General features: G+C 54.0%; 18 protein-coding genes. 10 read left to right on the top strand and 8 right to left on the bottom strand.

The genetic code is table 11. From position 1 onward, the window contains the following. Positions 1-16: 16 nt before the first annotated feature. On the bottom strand, positions 17-601 hold the full coding sequence (locus tag LA756_RS12480; RefSeq protein WP_224440204.1) for a hypothetical protein: 585 nt from the start codon (positions 599-601) through the stop codon (positions 17-19). Between the two features lie 20 nt (positions 602-621). Beyond that, positions 622-1,155, bottom strand: coding sequence for an RNA polymerase sigma factor (locus LA756_RS12475; RefSeq protein WP_224440203.1), 534 nt, complete (start codon positions 1,153-1,155; stop codon positions 622-624). A gap of 265 nt (positions 1,156-1,420) precedes the next feature. Here LA756_RS12475 and LA756_RS12470 point away from each other — a divergent pair, with 265 nt between their 5' ends. Genes LA756_RS12470 through LA756_RS12455 form a run of 4 tightly spaced genes read left to right on the top strand, consistent with a single transcriptional unit; the run spans position 1,421 to position 6,507 of the window. Next, positions 1,421-3,295 (top strand): ABC transporter permease, encoded by a 1,875-nt coding sequence (locus LA756_RS12470; protein WP_224440202.1) that lies wholly within the window; start codon positions 1,421-1,423, stop codon positions 3,293-3,295. 59 nt (positions 3,296-3,354) lie between these two features. After that, positions 3,355-4,611 (top strand): CNNM domain-containing protein, encoded by a 1,257-nt coding sequence (locus LA756_RS12465; protein ID WP_224440201.1) that lies wholly within the window; start codon positions 3,355-3,357, stop codon positions 4,609-4,611. A gap of 4 nt (positions 4,612-4,615) precedes the next feature. Continuing rightward, entirely contained in the window at positions 4,616-5,593 is a 978-nt protein-coding gene (locus LA756_RS12460) for a CNNM domain-containing protein (RefSeq protein ID WP_224440200.1), read from the top strand. Between the two features lie 20 nt (positions 5,594-5,613). Then, on the top strand, positions 5,614-6,507 hold the full coding sequence (locus LA756_RS12455; protein WP_224440199.1) for a PHB depolymerase family esterase: 894 nt from the start codon (positions 5,614-5,616) through the stop codon (positions 6,505-6,507). Between the two features lie 50 nt (positions 6,508-6,557). Here the strand turns inward: LA756_RS12455 and LA756_RS12450 are convergent, their stop codons facing one another. Next, complete coding sequence (locus LA756_RS12450) at positions 6,558-6,962, bottom strand: hypothetical protein (protein ID WP_224440198.1); 405 nt, start codon at positions 6,960-6,962, stop codon at positions 6,558-6,560. A gap of 447 nt (positions 6,963-7,409) precedes the next feature. Beyond that, positions 7,410-8,051, bottom strand: coding sequence for a hypothetical protein (locus tag LA756_RS12445; RefSeq protein WP_224440197.1), 642 nt, complete (start codon positions 8,049-8,051; stop codon positions 7,410-7,412). Positions 8,052-8,308: 257 nt separating this feature from the next. Here LA756_RS12445 and LA756_RS12440 point away from each other — a divergent pair, with 257 nt between their 5' ends. From LA756_RS12440 to LA756_RS12430, 3 genes are all read left to right on the top strand, one after another. Beyond that, the gene (locus LA756_RS12440) at positions 8,309-9,259 is read left to right on the top strand and encodes a hypothetical protein (protein ID WP_224440196.1); all 951 of its coding nucleotides are present in this window, start codon (positions 8,309-8,311) and stop codon (positions 9,257-9,259) included. A gap of 115 nt (positions 9,260-9,374) precedes the next feature. Next, the gene (locus tag LA756_RS12435; protein WP_224440195.1) at positions 9,375-9,746 is read left to right on the top strand and encodes a hypothetical protein; all 372 of its coding nucleotides are present in this window, start codon (positions 9,375-9,377) and stop codon (positions 9,744-9,746) included. A gap of 224 nt (positions 9,747-9,970) precedes the next feature. Further along, positions 9,971-11,557 (top strand): serine/threonine-protein kinase, encoded by a 1,587-nt coding sequence (locus tag LA756_RS12430; protein ID WP_224440194.1) that lies wholly within the window; start codon positions 9,971-9,973, stop codon positions 11,555-11,557. Here the strand turns inward: LA756_RS12430 and LA756_RS12425 are convergent. Beyond that, positions 11,554-12,615 carry a peptidase M42 gene (locus tag LA756_RS12425; RefSeq protein ID WP_224440193.1) on the bottom strand — a complete coding sequence of 354 codons (1,062 nt, stop codon included), beginning with the start codon at positions 12,613-12,615 and terminating at the stop codon, positions 11,554-11,556. The genes LA756_RS12430 and LA756_RS12425 overlap by 4 nt on opposite strands. A gap of 216 nt (positions 12,616-12,831) precedes the next feature. On the opposite strand from LA756_RS12425, the gene LA756_RS27245 reads away from it, so the two are divergent. Then, positions 12,832-13,902, top strand: coding sequence for a tetratricopeptide repeat protein (locus LA756_RS27245; protein WP_315858361.1), 1,071 nt, complete (start codon positions 12,832-12,834; stop codon positions 13,900-13,902). 167 nt (positions 13,903-14,069) lie between these two features. Beyond that, positions 14,070-14,600: a hypothetical protein gene (locus LA756_RS12410; RefSeq protein WP_224440192.1), complete on the top strand. Its 531-nt coding sequence runs from the start codon at positions 14,070-14,072 to the stop codon at positions 14,598-14,600. 87 nt (positions 14,601-14,687) lie between these two features. Here the strand turns inward: LA756_RS12410 and LA756_RS12405 are convergent, their stop codons facing one another. The 3 genes from LA756_RS12405 to LA756_RS12395 all read right to left on the bottom strand — a co-directional run bounded on the left by LA756_RS12405 (position 14,688) and on the right by LA756_RS12395 (position 19,632). Next, the gene (locus LA756_RS12405; RefSeq protein WP_224440191.1) at positions 14,688-16,613 is read right to left on the bottom strand and encodes a c-type cytochrome domain-containing protein; all 1,926 of its coding nucleotides are present in this window, start codon (positions 16,611-16,613) and stop codon (positions 14,688-14,690) included. A gap of 208 nt (positions 16,614-16,821) precedes the next feature. After that, positions 16,822-17,535, bottom strand: coding sequence for a hypothetical protein (locus LA756_RS12400; RefSeq protein WP_224440190.1), 714 nt, complete (start codon positions 17,533-17,535; stop codon positions 16,822-16,824). Between the two features lie 339 nt (positions 17,536-17,874). Beyond that, positions 17,875-19,632, bottom strand: a complete 1,758-nt coding sequence (locus tag LA756_RS12395) for a serine/threonine-protein kinase (RefSeq protein WP_224440189.1) — start codon at positions 19,630-19,632, stop codon at positions 17,875-17,877. A gap of 301 nt (positions 19,633-19,933) precedes the next feature. Here LA756_RS12395 and LA756_RS12390 point away from each other — a divergent pair, with 301 nt between their 5' ends. Next, a complete protein-coding gene (locus LA756_RS12390; protein ID WP_224440188.1) occupies positions 19,934-20,218 on the top strand; it encodes a glutaredoxin family protein in 285 nt (94 codons plus the stop codon).

Genomic DNA, 20,218 nt, shown 5'->3' with positions numbered 1-20,218 from the left:
CGCTAGGAAAACGGGCTTACAGAGCAGGATTGTTCGCTTCTTCTTCCTGCTGGGCAGCCAAGGCTTTGAGCATCCAGCTAGGAGGATTTTCAGGCGATCCGGCCAACAGTTGATCGAGCGATTCGTCCTCGTCTTCGGGAAGCTCGTCCCAGAGGACGTCCATCTCTTCGGTCTCTTCTTCAATGTGCTGGACCCAAGCGACGGCAAGCTGGATCTCTTCCGAGTTAGTATTTGGCTGAGCGATTTGCCGCTGGACACCGTCGTTGAGGTAGAACGTCGTTCCGACGGTCAACGCAATGACCAGCATCGCGGCGAGACTGGCCAACATGGTCCAGGAAAACCGGTTTCCAGGAACCGTGTCGAGTTTTGAGGCGACCTCGACAGGTTCCTTGGAAACGGTGTGCGGCACATGCGCTTGATAAGTGGCTTCGGTGAGCAGAACGGCTTCTGCCAACTGTTCGCGGAGCGATTGATCGGTGGCCAGGTCGGCTTCGAATTGCTCGGCCTCGGCGATCGTCATTTCGTCGAGGAGATACCGCACGGCCTCGAAGAAGCGGTCATCATCCGCGGGTTGTTCGTTGTGCGTTTCGTTACGCGTCATGTTGGTCCGACTTTATGTAGTTATGAGTCGCGCTGAGTCCAAGCCAATTTTCCGCGCAGCTTGGTCATCGCGTTTCGCATTCGTCCGAGGGCTGTGCCGAGCGGAATGTCGAGCTCGACAGAGATTTCAGCGAATGTTTTGTCGTCGTAAATTCGCATCCGCAAGACTTGTTGAAGTTCCGACGGAAGCTCTTCGATTGCTTCGCGAACCGACTCGGCCGTTTCCGCTTGGACAAGCGGGTCGACCGTGGCGGCATCTTCCTGGTGCCGAGAACCATGGTGGAGGTTTTCGAGCACCTTCTTTTGCGTGGCACTTCGCCGGCGTTGGGCGAGGGCCTCGCGGTAGGCGACTTGAAAGAGCCAGGCTTTGCGGCTCTCGGCTTGGGTATCGTGGCCGACTTCGACCAGTTTCCGAAAGGTAATCTGGACGACGTCTTGGACCAGGCTGGCTTCCCCGAGCACCCCCCACAGGAACCTGCGCAGCTCTTCCGCATGGAGTTCATGCAAATCGGCTATCTCGGCTTCGTTAAGCCGGTGAGGTGCAGGTGAAGTCAACGCGCTGATGTCCCTAACGCCACGGTCGCCATGTGGCATCTAAAGAGTAAGAGTGATGAAGGCTTTCGATTATTGCCAAAAATGTACGAATAGTTTGCTCGAAGTTTGCGCGAAGAGTTGTCATAGTGGTGTTTAGCCTGTTCGCCCAGATTACGAAGATTCGCTTAAATTGAACTCGCCAATCGAGCGAAGGGTTTCGTTTTATTGGGGCGTGTTATAATGATTCGTTTCCCTCATTTCACGTAACCTGTTTGGGAGTCTGGACTTGTTTATCGGTCCGGTATTTACCCGCGAAGCGGCCGTAACCCCGCGTCGCAGCAAGTTTTACGTCTACCGCGCGGTCTACGTGGCGGCTTTGTTTCTGTTGATGTGCACCGCCTGGCTGGTGCTCGCAGGAACGCAAGTCATTGCCAGCGTTGGAGATATGGCACGCTTCGGGGCGAGCATTTTCCACATTCTGGCTCCAATTCAGCTTTGCCTTGTGATCTTTTTCGCCGCATTCAGCGCCGCCGGTGCCGTCGCCCAGGAAAAAGACCGCAAAACGCTCATCCTTCTCCTAATGACCAGGCTTAACAACTCCGAGCTTGTCCTGGGGAAGATGCTTGCCAGTCTGATTAACGTTTTCGCACTGATCATGGCCGCCGCACCGGTCTTTTGTGCTTTGTTTCTCTTCGGTGGAGTTTCTGCCGCTCAGGTGCTGAGAGTCTTGTTAGTGACGCTGATCACGGCACTCGCGGCTGGCAGTATCGGCAGTACGATGGCCCTTTGGCGTGAGAAAACGTTCCAGACGCTTGCCCTGACGGCCATGCTGATCACCGTTTTGCTGGGCACAAGCGTGTTGGTTTCGCAGCGAGTACTGTTCGACCGCTTCCTCGGAATCTCCGCCGCCGACTGGGGCACGGCCATCAATCCGATTTGGGCCGTTATGGAAGCCGCTAATCCTTTCCCAGCTTCGGCCGGGAATCTTTCGGCTGTGGGCGGAATTATCGGCCTGCATGTGATCATCATGACGATCGGCATCGTGTTGATGAACGGCATTGCGATTGCTTTGGTGCGAGTTTGGAATCCATCTCGTGAGGCCCGGCGTGGCAAAGAGATGGAAGCCCAGCAGCAGGAAGAAAGCATCTGGGGTGCGGAACACGACATGGCGAAGATGGACGAAGCAGCCACGTCGAATTCCGCGAACGAACAGCGTCGAGCCGGGCATGTCGATGCTCGCACGACCGAGGTTAAAATCGATCATCGCCAGGTTTGGGAAAACCCAATCTTATGGCGGGAAACACAGACTTGGGCGTATGGCCGTAAAGTTCTGATTATCAAGTTTGTCTACCTCGCTTTGGCAGTCGCCGCGACTTACATGCTTTATAGCATGGTCGCCGCTGGGACGGCCGTTTACCGAGGGGATCAGTTGGGAACGACCATTCCGCCGATTGCCTGGGGAATTGTTCCGCTATATTTGATCAGCCTCGTGATCGTGAATGCGTTAGCAGTGACTTCGGTCACGAACGAGCGAGACGGTCAGGCTCTCGATTTGCTCTTGGTCACCGATCTCACGCCGAAGGAATTCACGTTCGGCAAACTGTGGGGCGTGATGTGGGTGACGAGGGAGATGATTCTCGCTCCGCTCGCGGTAACGGCTTATCTGTGGATTGCCGGGGCGATGCAAATGGATAGTTTCCTGTTTGTCAGTGCCGGGCTCACGGTGATGTATTTCTTCGTGACAATGTTGGGACTGCACTGCGGAATGACGTATGCCAACAGCCGCACAGCCATTGGCGTAAGTTTGGGAACGGTCTTCTTTTTGTTTCTCGGCGTGATAACTTGTATCTTGCTGATGATCAGTTTCACCGAGTCGTTCCATTTCCAGCTGTTCCCATTCCTGGGGTTTGTGGCTGGGGGTGGTCTTGGCTTGTATGTGGCGATCGGTCATCGCAATCCTTCCCCCGCAATTTTGATGGCAACCCTTTTGCTGCCTGGCATCTCGTTTTTCGCGATCGTCAGCTTTCTGCTGGGGAAAGGTTTTGAAGTGGCTTTGGCGACCGCAATTGCCTATGGTTTCACTACGATTGCCATGTTGATTCCTGCCATTAGCGATTTTGACATTGAAGTTGGACGCCGATCGGGCAACGACGAAGACTAGGCACGCCTTCTTGGCAGGCATGCTGATTCCCAAGTAACGAAGCGGAAAGGAGTAGCAGGTTGGACGTCATTGTGGCCATTGCACCGTGGTTGGTGGCAATGCTGCTGTTGGTCGCCTGCTCAGGGATGTTTTCCGCATCGGAAGCGGCATTCTTCTATTTGAAACTGGAAGATCGCAAACGCTTTCGAAAAGGGACGACGTCTCAGCGTGCTGCCGCGGCACTTCTGGGTGATCCTGACCGGCTGTTGTCTGCGATCCTATTCTGGAACTTGATGATCAACGTGGCCTACTTTGCCGTTGCGGCGGTTGTCGGTTCGCGACTTGTAAATCTTGCTGGCGCGACGTACGCGACTGTCTTTTCAAGCTTGTCACTGCTAATCATCATCTTCTTCAGCGAGATGTTACCGAAGAGTCTGGCGGTACTGCGCGCTCCAGCATTGGCGGCGTTGTTGGCGGTTCCGATTGCATTTGCAGTTCGCATGGTTGATCCAATTCGCCCGGTGATGCGTGCCGTCAGTACGCTTTCTCAGCGACTCATCTGGCCTCGGTTTGAAGAAGAACCGTACATGCAAGTCTCGGACTTGGAACGCGCTATCCAGATGTCGATGGAAAGCAGCACGGTTCTCGAGCAGGAAGAGATGGCCCTTCGCGGGATCGTGGGGCTCTCTGATTCGCTTGCTCAGGAAATGATGCGACCGCGCATGCGTTTCAAAATGTTTCAGCCGCCGGTGTCGCTGAAGGATCTCGATAGCGAGATGACGCCGAGTGGTTACCTGTTGATTTCGGACGAGCAGGAAGACGATGTTGTTAGCGCCATCAACTTGATCGATGCGACTGAGCTTCCGCAGGACAACTTGGAAGCGGTCGCTCAGGAAGTGCTCGTTTTTCCATGGTGCGCGAAGGCGTCTGATGTTTTCCAGCAGATGCTTTCTACAGAAAACGAAGTCGCCGCGGTCGTTAACGAACTAGGAGAGACGATCGGCATCATTACGCTCCGTGACATGATGGAAACGATCTTCTCGTACTCGCATGGTCGTAGCGAACGCATCTTGCAGCGCAAGACGTTTGAAGAGCGGGAAGATGGAACCTATCACGTTTCTGGCATGACGAGTGTCCGCCGGTTGGCAAAGCACTTTGATTTGGAATTACCAGAAACGCGTCACGCGACGATCAACGGCATTCTGCAGGAAGAACTGGAACGCATTCCCGAAGTAGAAGATGTCGTCGAGTGGGGGCCGTTTCACTTCGAGGTGATCGAGCAACACTCCGAAGGGCATATCCTCGTTCGATTGACATTGCGTCAGGAGGAAGTCTGACGCCATGGGCACGATCGCATTTCTATTTGTGTTGGGTGTTTTTCTCAGCGCGTTTTTCAGCGGATCCGAGACTGGGTTCTATCGCGTCACGCGAGTGCGTTTAGTGCTGGATGGATTAGGGGGAGACTGGCTTTCTCGTTTCCTGCTTTTCCTGACCAATCATCCGGCGTTGTTTGTTGCGACGACGCTTATCGGAAACAACCTGGCGAACTATATGGTTTCGCTTTCGATCGTTCTTTTCACTCAGGCTACATTCCCTGGAAACTCGACCGCCGAAATGGCGTTGCCGCTGGTGATGGCTCCCTTTCTGTTTGTTTACGGCGAGTTGTTGCCAAAGTATTTCTTTTATCGTGCCCCTAACTTTTTACTGCGTCGTACGAGTTGGCTGTTCTTTCTTTTCACCGTATTGTTTGCTCCTTGTTCGGCACTCTTATGGGTGTTGGGGCGAGCATTGCAGCAGCTTCTCGGTGAATCTCCAGAAACGGTTCGCTTGGCATTGGCTCGTACAGAATTGGAAGACTTTCTGGAAGAAGGGGGCGAGTTTGGCATTTTGAACAAGGCTCAGCGGCGTGTCGCCCAGGGCGTGTTCGGAGTAGCCAATCGTCGGGTGACTTCCATAGCGACGCCCCTTTCCCGTGTGTGGACGGCCAAGATCGGCTCGAAGGTCAACAACATCATCCGCGTTGCCAAGCGTCGGCAATTGTCGGTGATTCCCATTGTCGAAATGCAAGGCAAACGTACCATTCCTATCGGCTACGTCCGCATCTGCGACTTATGCATGGGCGATGGGGAAGAGATCGAAAACTATCATCCATTGCCGGAAGTGAAGGCCAGCGACAGCTGTATTTCGGCGATCACCCAACTGCATAGCACCGGTGAGCTGATGGCAAAGGTGGTTAGCCGAAATGGCGTGCCGGTCGGTATCGTCACCATGCAGCAGCTTCAACGGGCCATCCTCGACGCCAAGAAACAACCCGCTTAGATCGACGACAGAATAGCGACATGACGACGACTCCACTTAAGACTCTTGCACCGGGGCGCCACCGATTAACGATCGACGTGGAAGATCGTGAACGCGAATTCTGGGTTTACATTCCCACACAATCCGCAGAGCCTGCGGAGGGATGGCCGGTCGTTTTTGTTTTTCATGGTGGCTTGTCGAATGCCCCGACGATGGTTCGATTCTGCGAGATGCATGAGTATGCCGACACCGATGGCTTCGTGACCGTCTTCCCGAACGGTACCGGGCGCCTACCCACCATGAAGACGTGGAACGCCGGGATGTGCTGTGGGTATGCTCAACGGGAAGACGTGAACGACATCTTCTTTGTCGAGCAGTTGTTGGCCGATATTCCTCAGCGGCTGAATGTCGATCGGACGCGGGTTTATGCTACAGGGATGTCCAACGGGGGCATGATGTCTTACTTGATCGGTGACAAACTAGCAGACCGTTTTGCCGCGATTGCTCCTGTCGGCGGCACGATGGGAAACGAAACATGTAATCCAAGTCGACCGGTTCCGCTGCTGCATATGCACGGGACCGATGATCAGTTTGTTCGCTGGGAAGGAGGTGTTGGATCTCGCAGCAAATCAAAGCTGAACTTCCATCCCGTCGATCACGCAATGGAAAATTGGATTGCCGCAAACCATGCCGAAACAACGCCGACGATCGAGAAATTGCCTGTCACAGTGGACGATGGAACATCGGTTGAACGATTCAGCTATGCGGCCAAAAACGAAAACTCTGCGGAAGTGATTCTGCTGAAGATCCACGGCGGTGGACATACATGGCCGGGGAAGGAAAGTCGCCTCGAACTCTTGGGAGCGACTACGCACAATCTCGATGCGAATGACGAGATTTGGAAGTTCTTTCAGCGGCACCGCTTGCCGACGTAGGAAGAACTCTCGCCCTCCCTGGCGAAAGATCCCCAAAGGAGAGCGGGCAATTACGATTCGCTTTCCGACAGTAGTTTCTTCGCGGCGGCCTTGGCGGCTTCGTTTTTCTCGCGGCGAAGTTCTTCTTCAGCGATCAGTTCTTTGATTCGCGATAGTTGAGCATCGGTCAGGACTGATTTGACTTCCTGTTCCATGTCAGCTTCCAACTTGGCGATCTGGTCTTCTAACTTCTTAATTTCGGCATCGTAGCTATGCTGGATCTCGTAGATCTTTTTACGCTGATCCGTGGTAACGACGTCGCCCCAGTGGTTCGGTAAGCGACCACGCAGCTCCTGGATTGTTTTCGACTTGGGCGCGGTTTCCGCTTCCTGAGCGGAAAGTGTCGAGATTGCAGGTACGGCCACTAACAGAGCCAGTAGACCCAGCGATAAGAAGGTAAGTGACTTCAACTTCATCGATAAAACCCCCATCAATGCATTTCATCAAGTAGCGCCGTCGTGGCAGAAACTGGGGGTGCTCCATCACCAGAATTGCGGGTGATTTTAGCAGCCTGGTGGGGGGTGGCAAGAGAATTTTGCAGAGGGGCACCGAAGCGCATTAAAAAAGGCCAGAAGTAGTCGATCCATCGTCTACTTTGGCCTTTGATCTCACGGGGCCACATCCTGTGTCCCGTCCTCCCGGTGTTCGATCAGTAATAGTTATCGTCCCTGGCTTAGGCAGTTCTCGACTGAAAATCTGGTATTTTCGTGCTAGCACTTACCATCTCTACAACAGCTTGTGTCGGCTAGCAAAAATATGCGGGCAGATCCCCATCCAGGATCTGCCCGCAAGACGCTTTGGCTCAGCTGCAAACCACACTCCCCAGGTAGCTTGGTCGAGCCGGTCGCGTTGGTTTGGTGAGCTTAGTTCAGCGGCAGCAAAGCTTGGAGCGAAGGAAGCAAGCGAGCTTCCTGAGCTTCTGGCTTCGCAGGAGCTGGAGTCGGTTCGATCGCAGGGGCGACTTCCGGCACGCTGTGCTGCATTTCTTGTTCGATGCTGATGATCTCGGTGTTACCACCGCACGAGCTGCAAGTTGGAGCTCCGCAGCCACAATTACCGTAGTGTCCATGTCGGAAGCCACGCAGGTGCAATCCGAGGCAGCTTGGGCAAGCACTTCCACAGCCTTTGACCATGCGGCCGTGATTACATCCGCACATGGGGTAGTCGCCGCAGCATGGCATCGCCGTTTGAACTTCGCAGCCGCAGGAAGGCTTTGCGAACCAGTGGTAGCGGGTGTGCAGCTTGGGACGGCAACCGCCGACGTGACGGTCTGCACAGTAGTTGCTCCACAAATCGCCGCAGCAGCCAGCGGAAGGATGCTGACAAACGTAACCGCTATGACCGCAGCTGTTGCATCCAGCAGCACCACATGCGGCGACGTATTCGCTGCTCGCATGAGCATGGGCGGTTGGGTAGTTGACCGTCATGGCATCCCAGAGACCTGCCGAAGCGGTTCCCGAAGCCGACAAAACAACCAGGCACGAAGCAATGGCAAGACGAATCATTTTTAGTTCCTTAACAGTTTGGGGAGTTTGGTGAGGGAGTTGTTGTTGCACTGAAGAAACATGCCCCTCAATTCGTGATGTGCAAACGCATCATCGAAAAATTTTGCCTCATTGCTGGCCCTTACCTGGCCGTACAACCGAACCAATCCGGCACAATCGGACTTATCGGAACGGTTCCCCCTCTGCAGGTCACCAGCGATAGTCGATTCGTTAGAATAGAAAGAGACCCATTCGCTTCTGTTGGACTTCCACGTTGGATGACTGCGTTGTTTCTTTTGGCACAGCTAGAACTCGACCCAGGCCGGCTTACAGCTGCGGTAAACGCTCTGCTGGGACTAGCAGGGGTGGTGCTTCTGTGGCGGGGCCGACAAGCAATCCAGGGAACGACCCTCGTCGGCCCTTGGTTGTGGACTATGGTGGCTTGGATTGCTTTGTGCGGTACCGAAGCCGCAATTGGCATGCTGCATTGGTACGAGATTTCGCTGCCTGATGACCAGCTGCGTTATCTGGCCACGATGACACTCTTCTGTCCGCAGCTGTCGCAAGTCGGTTCCAAGCGGCCGAATAGTCTGCTATGGCAGTTGGTAGTCGCAAGCTTCTGGCTCGTGCTTTGCGTTCCCGTGTTCCAAGTTTGGTCTGCAGGAAGTTCAGGGCATGTGAACCCTGGTTGGATTTGGGGAACGTTTCTCGCAGTGCTCATCCTCGCTGGACTTCTCAACAACGGTCCGACCCGCTTCGCAGTGTCGGCGATATGTCTGGCTGGAGCACAAGTTTTAATGACGTACCATTATCTACCTTGGGCCACCGCGGAAGTGACGGTCAAAGGAGCTCTTCTGGCGATCGGCTTGGGCCTCGTCGGGATTGGCTTAGTCTCGCTGGGTTGGCCAGGCCGGTCGGAAAATCTTCGTCCCGAAGATCGAGCATGGCTTGATTTCCGGGACAGTTTCGGTGGTTTCTGGGCAGCCAAGGTGCTGTTTCGTGTCAACGATTCGGCAGTCCGCTTTGAATGGGGACTTTGCCTGAGTTGGACCGGATTCTTCCAAGTCGAAATTGTTGGCTCGCATCCCGAGTTTCGAGATGGTGTTCGCGAAGGTCTGGTGACTTGCATGCGAAAGCTACTTAGCGATTTTGTCGACGAAGCCTGGCTCGACGAGCGATTGCCACGACCATCGAAACAAAAGACGGGGCTAGAAGACCTAGAGGTATAAGTCGCTTACCCATCTCAGCGACAATTCTTTGTCCCCTTTCCGGTAGAACTTCGCGTAGGAAGTCGCGAGCTGTCTATGCACGCAAATCAAGAGACCTATCCGGCCTGGGCGATCCATGAAGTTCTGGAAACTACTGACGCTGACGACTTTGGTGATGATATTGCTCAATGGGCTCGCTTATTACGTCGTGCTCGCAGGATTTCTGGCGTATCGCGTTGACTCGAACTACGCGAGGCTCTTGGTAAGCATCTACTCCGAAGCGGAATGGTTTTTGAGTCCGCACTTGATATTCGATGGAAACTTCGTGTTGCTGACTTCGCCAATTATCTTGCTCGTCGAAGGCATCCTCGCGGCTCTAAGCGTCCGCGCCGGGACATGGGCTTTTCGTACCCTTTACGCCCGACGGCTTGAATTCAGGCAGAATCATGGCCGGAAATCCAAATCTGTCCAGGGCGGCGAGAATCCTTACGTTTCACCACGAGAGTAGGGGGCGACTAATTAGTTGCCCTCAACGCGTTTCGTAATTGCCGACGGAGAGACAAAACTCTCGAATTCTCCGTGACACTTCGGTTGCCAAGAACCGATTTGGCATCGATACTTGAACGTGCTGTTGCCGTGAATCCATCTTGGCTCTCGGTAAGTAGTTAGGGAGTGGGCCGGACGTTTTCGGCTCTCGATACGTTCTCTGTGACGCCCCCATTTGAGACACCCATGACGGAACTGAAGAAAAATAGCGGTGACGCCGCGCCGGAGCTTGACCTGGCTGGTCGCACGGTGGGGGACTATCGCATTTTGCGGCGTTTGGGCCGGGGGGCGATGGCCGAGGTCTTTCTGGCCGAACAGCAAAGTCTGAAGCGGAACGTCGCGGTTAAAATTTTGTTGCCGGAACTGGCTAAAGACGACGCATACGTCCGACGATTTCACCGAGAAGCCCAAGCTGCTGCCGCGCTGACGCATGCAAACATCGTTCAGATTTATGAAGTGGGCAACGCTGACGGGATCCACTTCATTGCTCAAGAATACGTTCCAGGGCAAAACCTGAAGCAGTTGCTCAGCAAGCAAGGGACGTTGGAAGTAAAACTGGTCGGGGCGATCTTACGCCAAGTGTCTGCCGCACTTTACAAAGCGGCCGAGCAGGGGATCGTTCATCGCGACATCAAGCCAGAGAACATTCTGATCACCGCCACCGGTGAAGTAAAAGTGGCCGACTTCGGCTTGGCCCGAGTGATTGCTCCGGGGGCTGATGGGATGAATCTGACTCAGGTCGGCATCACCATGGGCACGCCACTTTACATGAGCCCTGAGCAGGCGGAAGGAAAGAATCTGGACCAGCGTAGCGATATCTATTCGCTCGGCGTGACATGTTATCAGCTTCTGTCGGGACGTCCTCCATTTGAAGGAGACAATCCCTTGACGGTGGCGGTAAAGCATTTAAACACCGAGCCAGAGCGATTGGAAAAAGTCCGTGGCGGTGTACCGCCGGCTCTTTCGCGTGTCATCCACAAAATGCTCGCCAAGAAGCCAGACGATCGGTTTCAAAACGCATCGGAGCTGCTTCGCGAACTTCGCGAAGTACAGAAGTCGATGGGGACCGACGCGTTTGGTAGCGATCCATCCGACTGGTCGATCGCCGAACTGGCTTCTCTCTCCGAAATTCGTAGCGGTGGATTGGAAGAACTTTCCAATGTCATGAAAACGTCAGCGTTGACTGTCTATCGCAAGCCATCCTGGGGAAAACGTTTGATCGCGATCGGCGGTGTAGTATTGGTTTGCATGATTGTGGGGGGAACGTTGGCTCTTGCATCAAGAGAGCCCAACCTGCTGGATGTCCCTCCGGAGCAGCAAGAGCAGCTTCTGGCAAAGCTCGGAACGACAGCCCGCGAGCAGTTCGACTTCGCCATGTTCAAGAACAAAAATCTTGGGCAGGATCAGCGACCAGAGTTCTTTGCCAGCGTTTATCGCAACTTTCCGCTGGAAGCGAGCGAAGAGAATCGTGTCTGGGGCTTGAAGGCTATGAAGCAAGAAGCAGTCTTGCTGTTAAACCAAGACCGATACCGCGATGCTCTTCACGTTTTCCAACGCATGGCAGAGCAAGAGCCGATTTACGTCGAAGCAAAGGCCTTCGGTTATGCCGGCAAAGCCATCTGCTTAGAGTACCTCAATGAAATTCCTGATGCGGAACGAGCAGCTGCCGATGCTTCGCAGCCGCAATATCTGGAAGCTCTCGAAGATGCCGACCCTGAATTCGCGGCCGTCTTCAAGGAAATCCGTACGCGGCTTTTGTTCGGGCAAACTTAGTCGTCCAGTGCCACTTCGCACAGAACGTCGAGCATGGCCTCGATCGACGAAAGGGCCGCCGACTCTTCTGGAGTATGGTAACCAGTGGTGGGAACCTGAAGGGTTGCTCCTTGGATAGCACCCTCGGACGCTAAGACAACACGGCCCAGTTCGGTACTTCCCAAGGACGAAGGTGTTTTGCCTTCGGCGACGCGTGTCTCATTTTGCTTGGCGATGTACTCGTCTTTGAACAAATAGCGAATGCCGTACTTTTGACAGGCCGTTTCAAGGCGTTGCACCATCTTCGGATTGAAGATCGCATTCGCATCTCGTTTTCGTAATACGACCTGCTGAGCATCTGCCGTAGCGATATCGGGAAACGGACTGGTATCGAGCACTAGTAAGTCTTGGGTCTCAATCCCGCAGCGACGGAACCATTCCAACAAGAACCGCCAGCTTCGGCCTGCTTCTTCCTGGGCAGTGAACAATACCGTTCCTTGGAACCCATGCCGAAACAAATAAATCAACATCGCCGTTGTCAGAACGTTGTCGAGTTGGGCGGAGACGCGTCCGTAGCTCACCGCCAGGCGATCTTGGTAGGCGACCGGGGTGCCTGGCAACACGTGATCGAGGCCTTCGACTTCAAACACGAGGTTTCCCCGGCGTTCGCAGAGGTACGATCTTTTGATGGTCCCTTTGCCCAAGTAGGTACCGCTCCACGGAACGTAGGCTTGAACAAACCGTTCATGAAATCGTTCGGCAATTGTTTGAAAGGTTTGTTCCGAGACCGAATCCCCTAAAAGGTCACCGCGGTTTCTGGCAACGAACGCGGCGTATTGAAATTCGTTGGGCCCAGTACAAATCAGGCCATGTCGGTCAACGTGGGCCGAGATATGCATATGATCAGGACGAGTGCCGCTAGCCACGAGCAAGCCTTCGTAAAGCGTTACTTTGGCGTGCGTTTCCTCAAGTTCCCGCTGGAGGTAACGGAAGAACGCATGCTCCGATCCGACTACCGACGGATGGCGAACCAGCTGTTTGAGGATATCCAGGAAATCGTCGAGGTCAGATTTGGTCACGGGCCTAAGTTCATCGAGCAGGGACAATAGATTTGAGAGAGTCTGTCTCCGCGCATAGTGTAGTAACTTCGGGCACTTTGGGGGAAGAGGAAGACTGCACGCAGAACAGGCCGTTTCCTGGGGCGAAACAGCGAATCGGTGAAAATTCTTTGCCCTCTGCAAAGAACGAGAGGATAATACAGGAGACGTTTTCTTTTTCCCGTGGAGATTATCGCCGTGCGTACCCTATCGATCATGGTTGGTCTGGCACTCTTTGTGGCAGCAAGCAGCGCCGAGGCTCAAGGATTAGGGCAATATCAGTACAAAAGCCGCGGGAACATCTCGGTAGGTCGAGGAGGTTACTCCGACGTGACGGCGCCGAAGTGGAACTCTGGGGGGCGTCACGGAAATCATCATCACCATCAACATGGTGGCGGTTACGGATACGGCTATCCCTATTACGGCAGCTACTGGGGGGGCACAAGTCTAGCCATTGGATTTGGAATTCCGCCAGCGTATGGCTACGGATATGGATATACGTATGGGAATCCTTACGGCTACGGTTATTCGAGCCTCTATCCGTATGGCACCTATTACCGCCCCAGCGATCAGTACATTGAGTACTACTTGCCGCCGACCGAACCGGCCGAGCTGAACTATGGTCCCCAGGCCATGAAGCAGTTTATGGGCTTGCCACGCGACTTTGCCATCGAGCCGCAGCGCAATCAGGCGTTTGAATCTCTCGTGACGCCGCTACCTAGCCCATTGCAAGTCGACGCGGCCAAGCCGATAACAATCGAGCAACCTAGCGAACAAGCTGTCGAGAGAGCGGAGCATTTCATCCAAGCGGGAGATAACCTGTTTCAACAGCAGCGTTATCAGGAGGCCTTGGGGCGATACAAAGATGCGGTCGCGGCTGCCCCTGGATATGCTGAGGCCCATCTTCGAAAGGGGCTCGCTTATCTTGCTACGAATCGTCCTGACGAAGCGATCGAATCGATCGAGCTTGCTGTGCAGCAAAACCCAGAAGTCGCTAATACCAGCCTGACGTTGGATGCTTTGTTGGGGAACAACGGGCTTGCGAAAACATCGATCATCGAGGCGAACGCCCGGCGTGCCGTGGCCGATCCCCAAAATCCAGAGTACCTCTTCTGTGTCGGTATCTTGTTGTACTTCGACGGGGACAAGGACCAGGCGCAGCGATGCTTTGTCGCGGCGCTGCAAGCTGGTGGCGATTCTGACTACATTGATGCGTTCGCGAAGCAGATTCCGTCAGCGACAACCAATCCCGTGGGATTCGATCTGTAGATTGGTCGGAAGTGCCCAGAATGTGGGCCTCTATGATTGGCGCGGCTCTTTTCCTGCCGAATAATCGACGGTTTCCCGCGAATAGTACGGGAGGCGGATTGTGCCGCCAGCAGTGGCGACATGCCTGTGACGATATTCGATCGATGCCAACTAAGGAGTCTGGCTCTATGAAAATTGGAAAGCTATTGTTGATCTTGTGTGCTTTGGCCGTGCCATTCACGTTGAGTGGTTGTAACTCGGCCAAGCCTGATGCAGACGCCGGCCATGCCGATCATGATCACGATCATGGTGAAGAAGGACATGACCACGACGATCATGATCACGCTGAAGGTGGTCACAGCCACGAACTTGGACCGCACGGTGGTCACTTGATCGAGCTGGGTGGCGAAAAGTACCACCTGGAGTGGGACCACGATGACGAAGCGAAGATTTTGACGTTCTACGTTTTGGATGGTGCGGCCAAAGAAGAAGTCGCGATTGCTGGCGACAACATCACCATCAACGTTACGGTGGATGACGCCAAGCAAGACTTTGCGGTTCCAGCGGTTCGCAAAGAGGGAGAAGAAAAGACGGCCAAGTTTGAAACGAAAGACGCCGATCTTTTCGCTTTGGTGACTGCCGACGAAGCCAAAGCCACCGTTTCTTTGGAGATCGAAGGAACGCCGTTCGAAGGCGAAATCGAGCATCACGCTCATTAATCGACCACGAACTAACGTTCTTATAAAAAAACGCGATGCTACGTGCATCGCGTTTTTTGTTTCTTGACTACAACAATAAGCCTGACGTTATCGTCGGCCTGATGCTGCCCAGGCCTGAGCCAACTGGGATGGCGTCATATTGAACGCCGACTGGAAAGCTTCATCAAACTCGGTTCCCTGGCGAAGCGAGTTCATCATGGCATCAAACGAGTTGCCACGACCCATGATCGCTTTCAGGAACGCATAGCTGACGACGGATGTTTGATCTGGCGACAAGCGATTCATCACGAAATCGTCCGGCTTGTTCATTGTTGCCAATGCCGATTCGATTTGGTTGTCCCATTCGACAACGCGAGGGTCTTTCTTACTCATTCGAGAAGCAACCACACGGCCAACACCGTCAGCGAACCATTCCGGGACACTTCCATTACCCAGCGCGGCGATATGGCTCGAGGCGATCAACTGTCCCAGCAAGACATCCAACTCGTATTCATCTTCCGATGGAACTTGAATCGAGCCGTAGGCATCCGTGACATCGTATCGGTAATGTCCCTTCCAGTTGGCCGGTAGATCACGTCGCTCGGTCATGTTGCCGAACTCGGCATAGTCGTAACGCTTGTTGAAGAAGTAAAGCGTCATTTTGCCCTTAACGAGCGGCTGGCCTGCGGGGATCTTCAAGATGGTACGGACTTTGTCGGCCGACTTATCCGCTTCTGTGACGTACTGTTTGAGCGTTTCCTCGCCCATTGTGCCGAATGCCAGGAAGTTGGAGCCGTCGACCTTGGCCGAGGTCACGTTCGGCATACCAAGGCTCCATTTCTGTTGGCTGCTTTCGGCTCGCATCGCGGCAAGTTGTTCGTGCGTCGCTTTCTTAGCAAGAGCAATCTGATTGATCCGCTGCATGGTCTCGTCGTTGGCTGAGTCGCCGTCGAACTTTCCACCTTCGCGAATCCACGTTTCAATCTTGGCGATCTGGTCGGCCGAGAGCGGTGGGCCGTTTCGTGGCATGCGGCCATTTCCGGTGGCTTTGATCAAGCGGACGATCATGCTGTCTTCCGGCTTGCCGGGTACGAATGGAGCACCACTGTCGCCACCGCGGATGAAGCGAGCGAAGTTATCCATTCCCAAGCCGCCTGGCGGATTATTGCCGCTATGGCAGTTCACGCAGCGATTGGCCAAGACACCGGCAACGTCCATCCCGAAGCTGACTTGCTCGTTTCCGCTGGCCGACATCACTTCCAGTTCCATCATGGCCGCTGGATTTGCCGCGGCGCCAGACTGGCCAATCGGAGCTTTCGGGTCCGTGCCGTCGAACTTGGCTCCTTCTTTGATCCATGTCTTGAGTGCGGTCAGTTCAGGGGGACGAACGCTTCCGCCACCGCGAGGCATGTCGCCCGATTCAATCGTCTCAATCAATCGACTGCCAATGTCATCGCCAGGAAAAATCACCGTACCAGCGGCAGGACCCTTCATGAGATTCTCGAACGTATTCGCAGCGAAGCCACCTCGGCTGCCGGTGACGTGGCAATTACCGCAGCGGGCAATCAAGATCGGTGCGACATGTTTTGTGAAGCTGATATTGGCGGTGGGAAACGTGGTCGGAAGAGGTGCCGGGGCTGCCGGTGGGGTTCCCGGAGCAGCGGGAACGTTGAACATCATTTCACCGGCCGGGGCAACAGCCGACGCGGTAAGTGGTTTAAGCGTATAACCTTCGAGTTCTAGTATGCCGTGCGAGACCGCCAGACTTTCGGCAAGTTTTTGAAGTTCGGCGGTTACTTCGGCATCGCCTGCGACGCCGAGCTTCTCCATGCGTGACTGAATATCACGAACGAGTTCAACCGACTCGGTCACCATGCCGCGTTTCAGGAAATTCGAAGTCTTGCGAATATCAAGCTTCAATGCCTGAAGCTGCATTCGCTGTTCTTCATTCGGTGCCCCTTGCGCTGTCGAGGCAAGCGTGAAACCCAGAACAAGGAGAATGACCGCCGTGGTGAGGGTAGGGGATTTGGACAATGTTCGGCCCTATCGGAGTCGGTAAACGTTTGAAATCAAGAAGCGTCGATGCCTGAGGCTATCGTAGCGAGAAGCGAGGATCGATGCACCTGGAATGAACGTCGACGAAGCAGGAATGTACCCACAAACGCTAGGACAGCGAGCAGTTCAATATCGCTAAGCCTAGTGCATGCAACCATTTGCTAAGAAAGCATAGCTTACAGCAAGACTACGTGCTGTGATGGCGGCGGACCACCTTTTTGGCGGCCCTTTGAGCGAGCTGCTTGCGGCGACTGGGACGATAGCCATATTCGATGGCGAACCATTCAGCGTAGCGTTCTCGGGCCAGGTAGTTGTTGTTTCGCGTATCCAACAAGTGACCCAGTTCGTGAATCAGTACGTTGTTAAGATAGAAGTCCTTGATGGTGTCTTCGGTCCATTCCAGACGCCAATAGCCATCTTCGTCTTCTTCCCAGACCGCTCCGAACATCTTGGCTTCAACCACTTGCTCTGGTCGAGGAGGATGCGGAAAGTACTCGATCAACGACTCGTCCATCGGGTAGAGGTAAATCGCTGCACCCCACTGCATTCCATAACATGGAAAGCTGAGCTTCTTTTTGGTAAGCCGGCTTAGCTGAACGACTTCCAGCCCTTCCAGCATCCACTCAGGCAACTCTTGAAGGCGTGATCGAATCTCTTCTTCCGTCAAAACGTGACAAAAGCCTTCGCCGGGCGACTGATAGATGAACTTGTAGGCCGAGCCGGTATTGCCGACTGGTTCGTGCCAATCTTCCGGCGGCACGAAATAGCCATCGTTCGAGGTACGTCCAGACTCAGCTCCACGACGACGCGACGCTTGGGCGGGCAAACGAAAATCGCGTGACGCGACTTTCGTCTTCGCCACTTTCGTATGCGTGATGCCTCGGTGTGACATGCGTGCCATGGAATTCTCTTGGTTAGGCCTGTCGAGCGATCGTCAAACGTTCACTCGTGGAGTGGATCTAGTCGGCTTTCCTGCGACGTGCGGAACCGCGAATTCCATTTCTGGTCGGAGTTCGTACGGAAGCCAAAAGGCTCCGTTGATCTTCTACCTTATCCTACGTCGCGGTCCGAGCAGATTTCAAGCGATTTTGCTAAGTTGCTATGCAGTAATAGTTTAGCGTTTTGCTTGCACAGGCCATTCAGACCCGATAGGCCTCAGATTCAGGCCTGAATAGAGATGTCAAGATACCTCTGTGGAGGGTGTTCGGCATGTCATGCTGGGTGGCGAACCTGACATGACCTAAGATGTTCGAGCTTCAAGATTGACCTTTTTGATGTCTTTCGGCTGCGAATCCTCTTCGGCTGTTTGATAGCTGATGGCAATCAAAATACCGATGAGCATGAAGAGCACAGCGACGACGATCCAGATAATTGCTGGAATCCCCTGCACGGTCGCGTTGAGATCAACGTTATCCGTGACGCTGGATTGAGACGCCGCACGCCGTTTCTTGGCTTCGGCGGCTTGGCGTTCTTCCGCTTGTTGTTTTAGTTCTGCCGAAGAGATCAACAGCGAACCACCCACGTCACTCGCAGGTACGTCCATCGCGAAAGGATCTTCTCCCGCGAACTCTTGCGAATCGAAGAGCGACGAACTGGAAGTCGACGCAGGAGCATTGGAATAGAATTCGTTTGCATCGTCGTTATCGAGCGGCTTCGCGACCGGAAGGGAATCGGTTCCGGGACTCGCAGGTCGCGGAGGGTTGGGCCGCGGCGACGTATCGTTCGATCGATCGGCCACCGTATCTCCAATGGCCGGATCGAACTTACTTGAGGAAGGGGAGTCCCGCATGTCAGGCGGCAGCAAGTCATCGACGTCATACGTTGACCCGCCAGATTGTCCGGAAGGACCGGTTCGGCGGCTGGACTGATGAGCCGCACGCGAGCGATCGGCAGCTTGTTGAGCCGCAACGGAAAGAATGGCGGAACCAGGCTGTTCGTCAGCGTGTGTCGGTTCGGTTCCGCGTGTTTCCATCCAGGATCGCAGTTCCGCGGCCACTTCCGAAGCGTTGGTAAACCGATCCTCAGGCTGCTTGGCGATCATCTTCTCGCAGATTTTTTGCAGCGAAGGAGGGCAGTTGGGCCGTGACTTCTTAATTTTATCCGGCATCACGCTTTGATGCTTCGCGATCCGCTGAGCTAAGCTGCCTTCCGGAAATGGAGGATGTCCGGTCAACAGGTAATATAAGGAACAGCCGAGACTATAAATATCGACTCGATGATCTACTTTATGGCTGTTGACCGCTTGTTCAGGAGCCAAATAGTCGGCCGTGCCGAGCACGTTTTCTTCGTGGGCGATCGTCAGCGAGGCTTTATCGTCCTGTTTGATTCGAGCCAGTCCCATGTCCAGAATCTTGACGACACCCCGATCATCCAGCAAAAGATTCGCTGGCTTAATGTCACGGTGAACGACCTCTTTATCATGAGCATGCTGCAAACCATCGGCAGCTTGAGCGATATAATCGGCGGCCGCTTCGAAAGGAACCGGGCCATTTTCGCGGACAACCTGCTGGAGATCTTTCCCAGGGACATACTCCATCACGATGTAATGTGTATTGTCTTCGTTATCGACGTCGAAGGCGCGGACGATGTTCGGATGGTCCAAATGGGCGGCCGCTTGAGCTTCCAAGTGGAATCGGGCCAGGTACGAAGCGTCGTTAACCCTGCGTCGCGGTAGCACTTTAATGGCTACTTTGCGGTTCATCAGGGTATGCTCGGCCAAGTAAACGCTACTCATCCCGCCGGTACCCAAGTGCTTCAGCAGACGGTACTTGGAGAGGAAGAAGCCTTTATATTTGCCGTTTCGGAGTTTCTCACAGTGCCAAGATGTCAGCAAATCCTTCTCGACGAAGTACTTCTGAAGCACATCGATTTCGGCGGGAAGTTCTCCTTCGTTGCTAGCGCGTAGCTCTTGAACCGCTTCTTCGAGAACGGTTTCCTGGACGAGCTTGCTCTTTCCGATCAGCTCGATAAAACGCTGCGAATCAACAACCGGTGGCATGCCAACCTAATCATTCGCTAGGAAGGAGAGGGCACGTTTATAGGGTGCACACCTTTACTTCCTTGGCTTAAGGATCGAAAATTCCCTTGTCAGGGAAAGTCGTTAGACAGATTCAAAGTATAGACTAACAAAGACATAATGCTCTAAACAACAATCGATGGCAATTTTCGTCCGATTGAAAGCCGTACGAAACAGCCCCTCAATAAAGAGGTGAAAATCGACTCCCTACATCCAATCGTAGGGGCCTGCGTTGGGTAGGATCGAGCGTGTCTTCAACGAATCTTCACAAGGTGATCGATCCGTGAGTTCCAATTCCAATCCACAATATGACGCTTCGGTCGTTATCTATACGCGTGAGGGATGTCATTGTTGCGATAACGCGGTAGGTTTGGTCCAAAATTTCGTTTCGGACATTACGTTAGTCGATATCGATGCGGACCCTGTTCTTACGCAGAAATTTAACACCACCGTTCCTGTCGTCGAAATAAACGGCAAAGTCCGCTTTCGTGGCAAAGTATCGCCCATGCTGCTTCGTCGCGTTCTCGAAGCAGAAGCCAAGCCGATCGACACGAAGATCTCTTCCTAA

The organism is Bremerella sp. TYQ1, from assembly GCF_020150455.1.
GTDB classification, from domain to species: domain Bacteria; phylum Planctomycetota; class Planctomycetia; order Pirellulales; family Pirellulaceae; genus Bremerella; species Bremerella volcania_A.
This window is presented reverse-complemented; position numbering and strand designations above follow the sequence as displayed.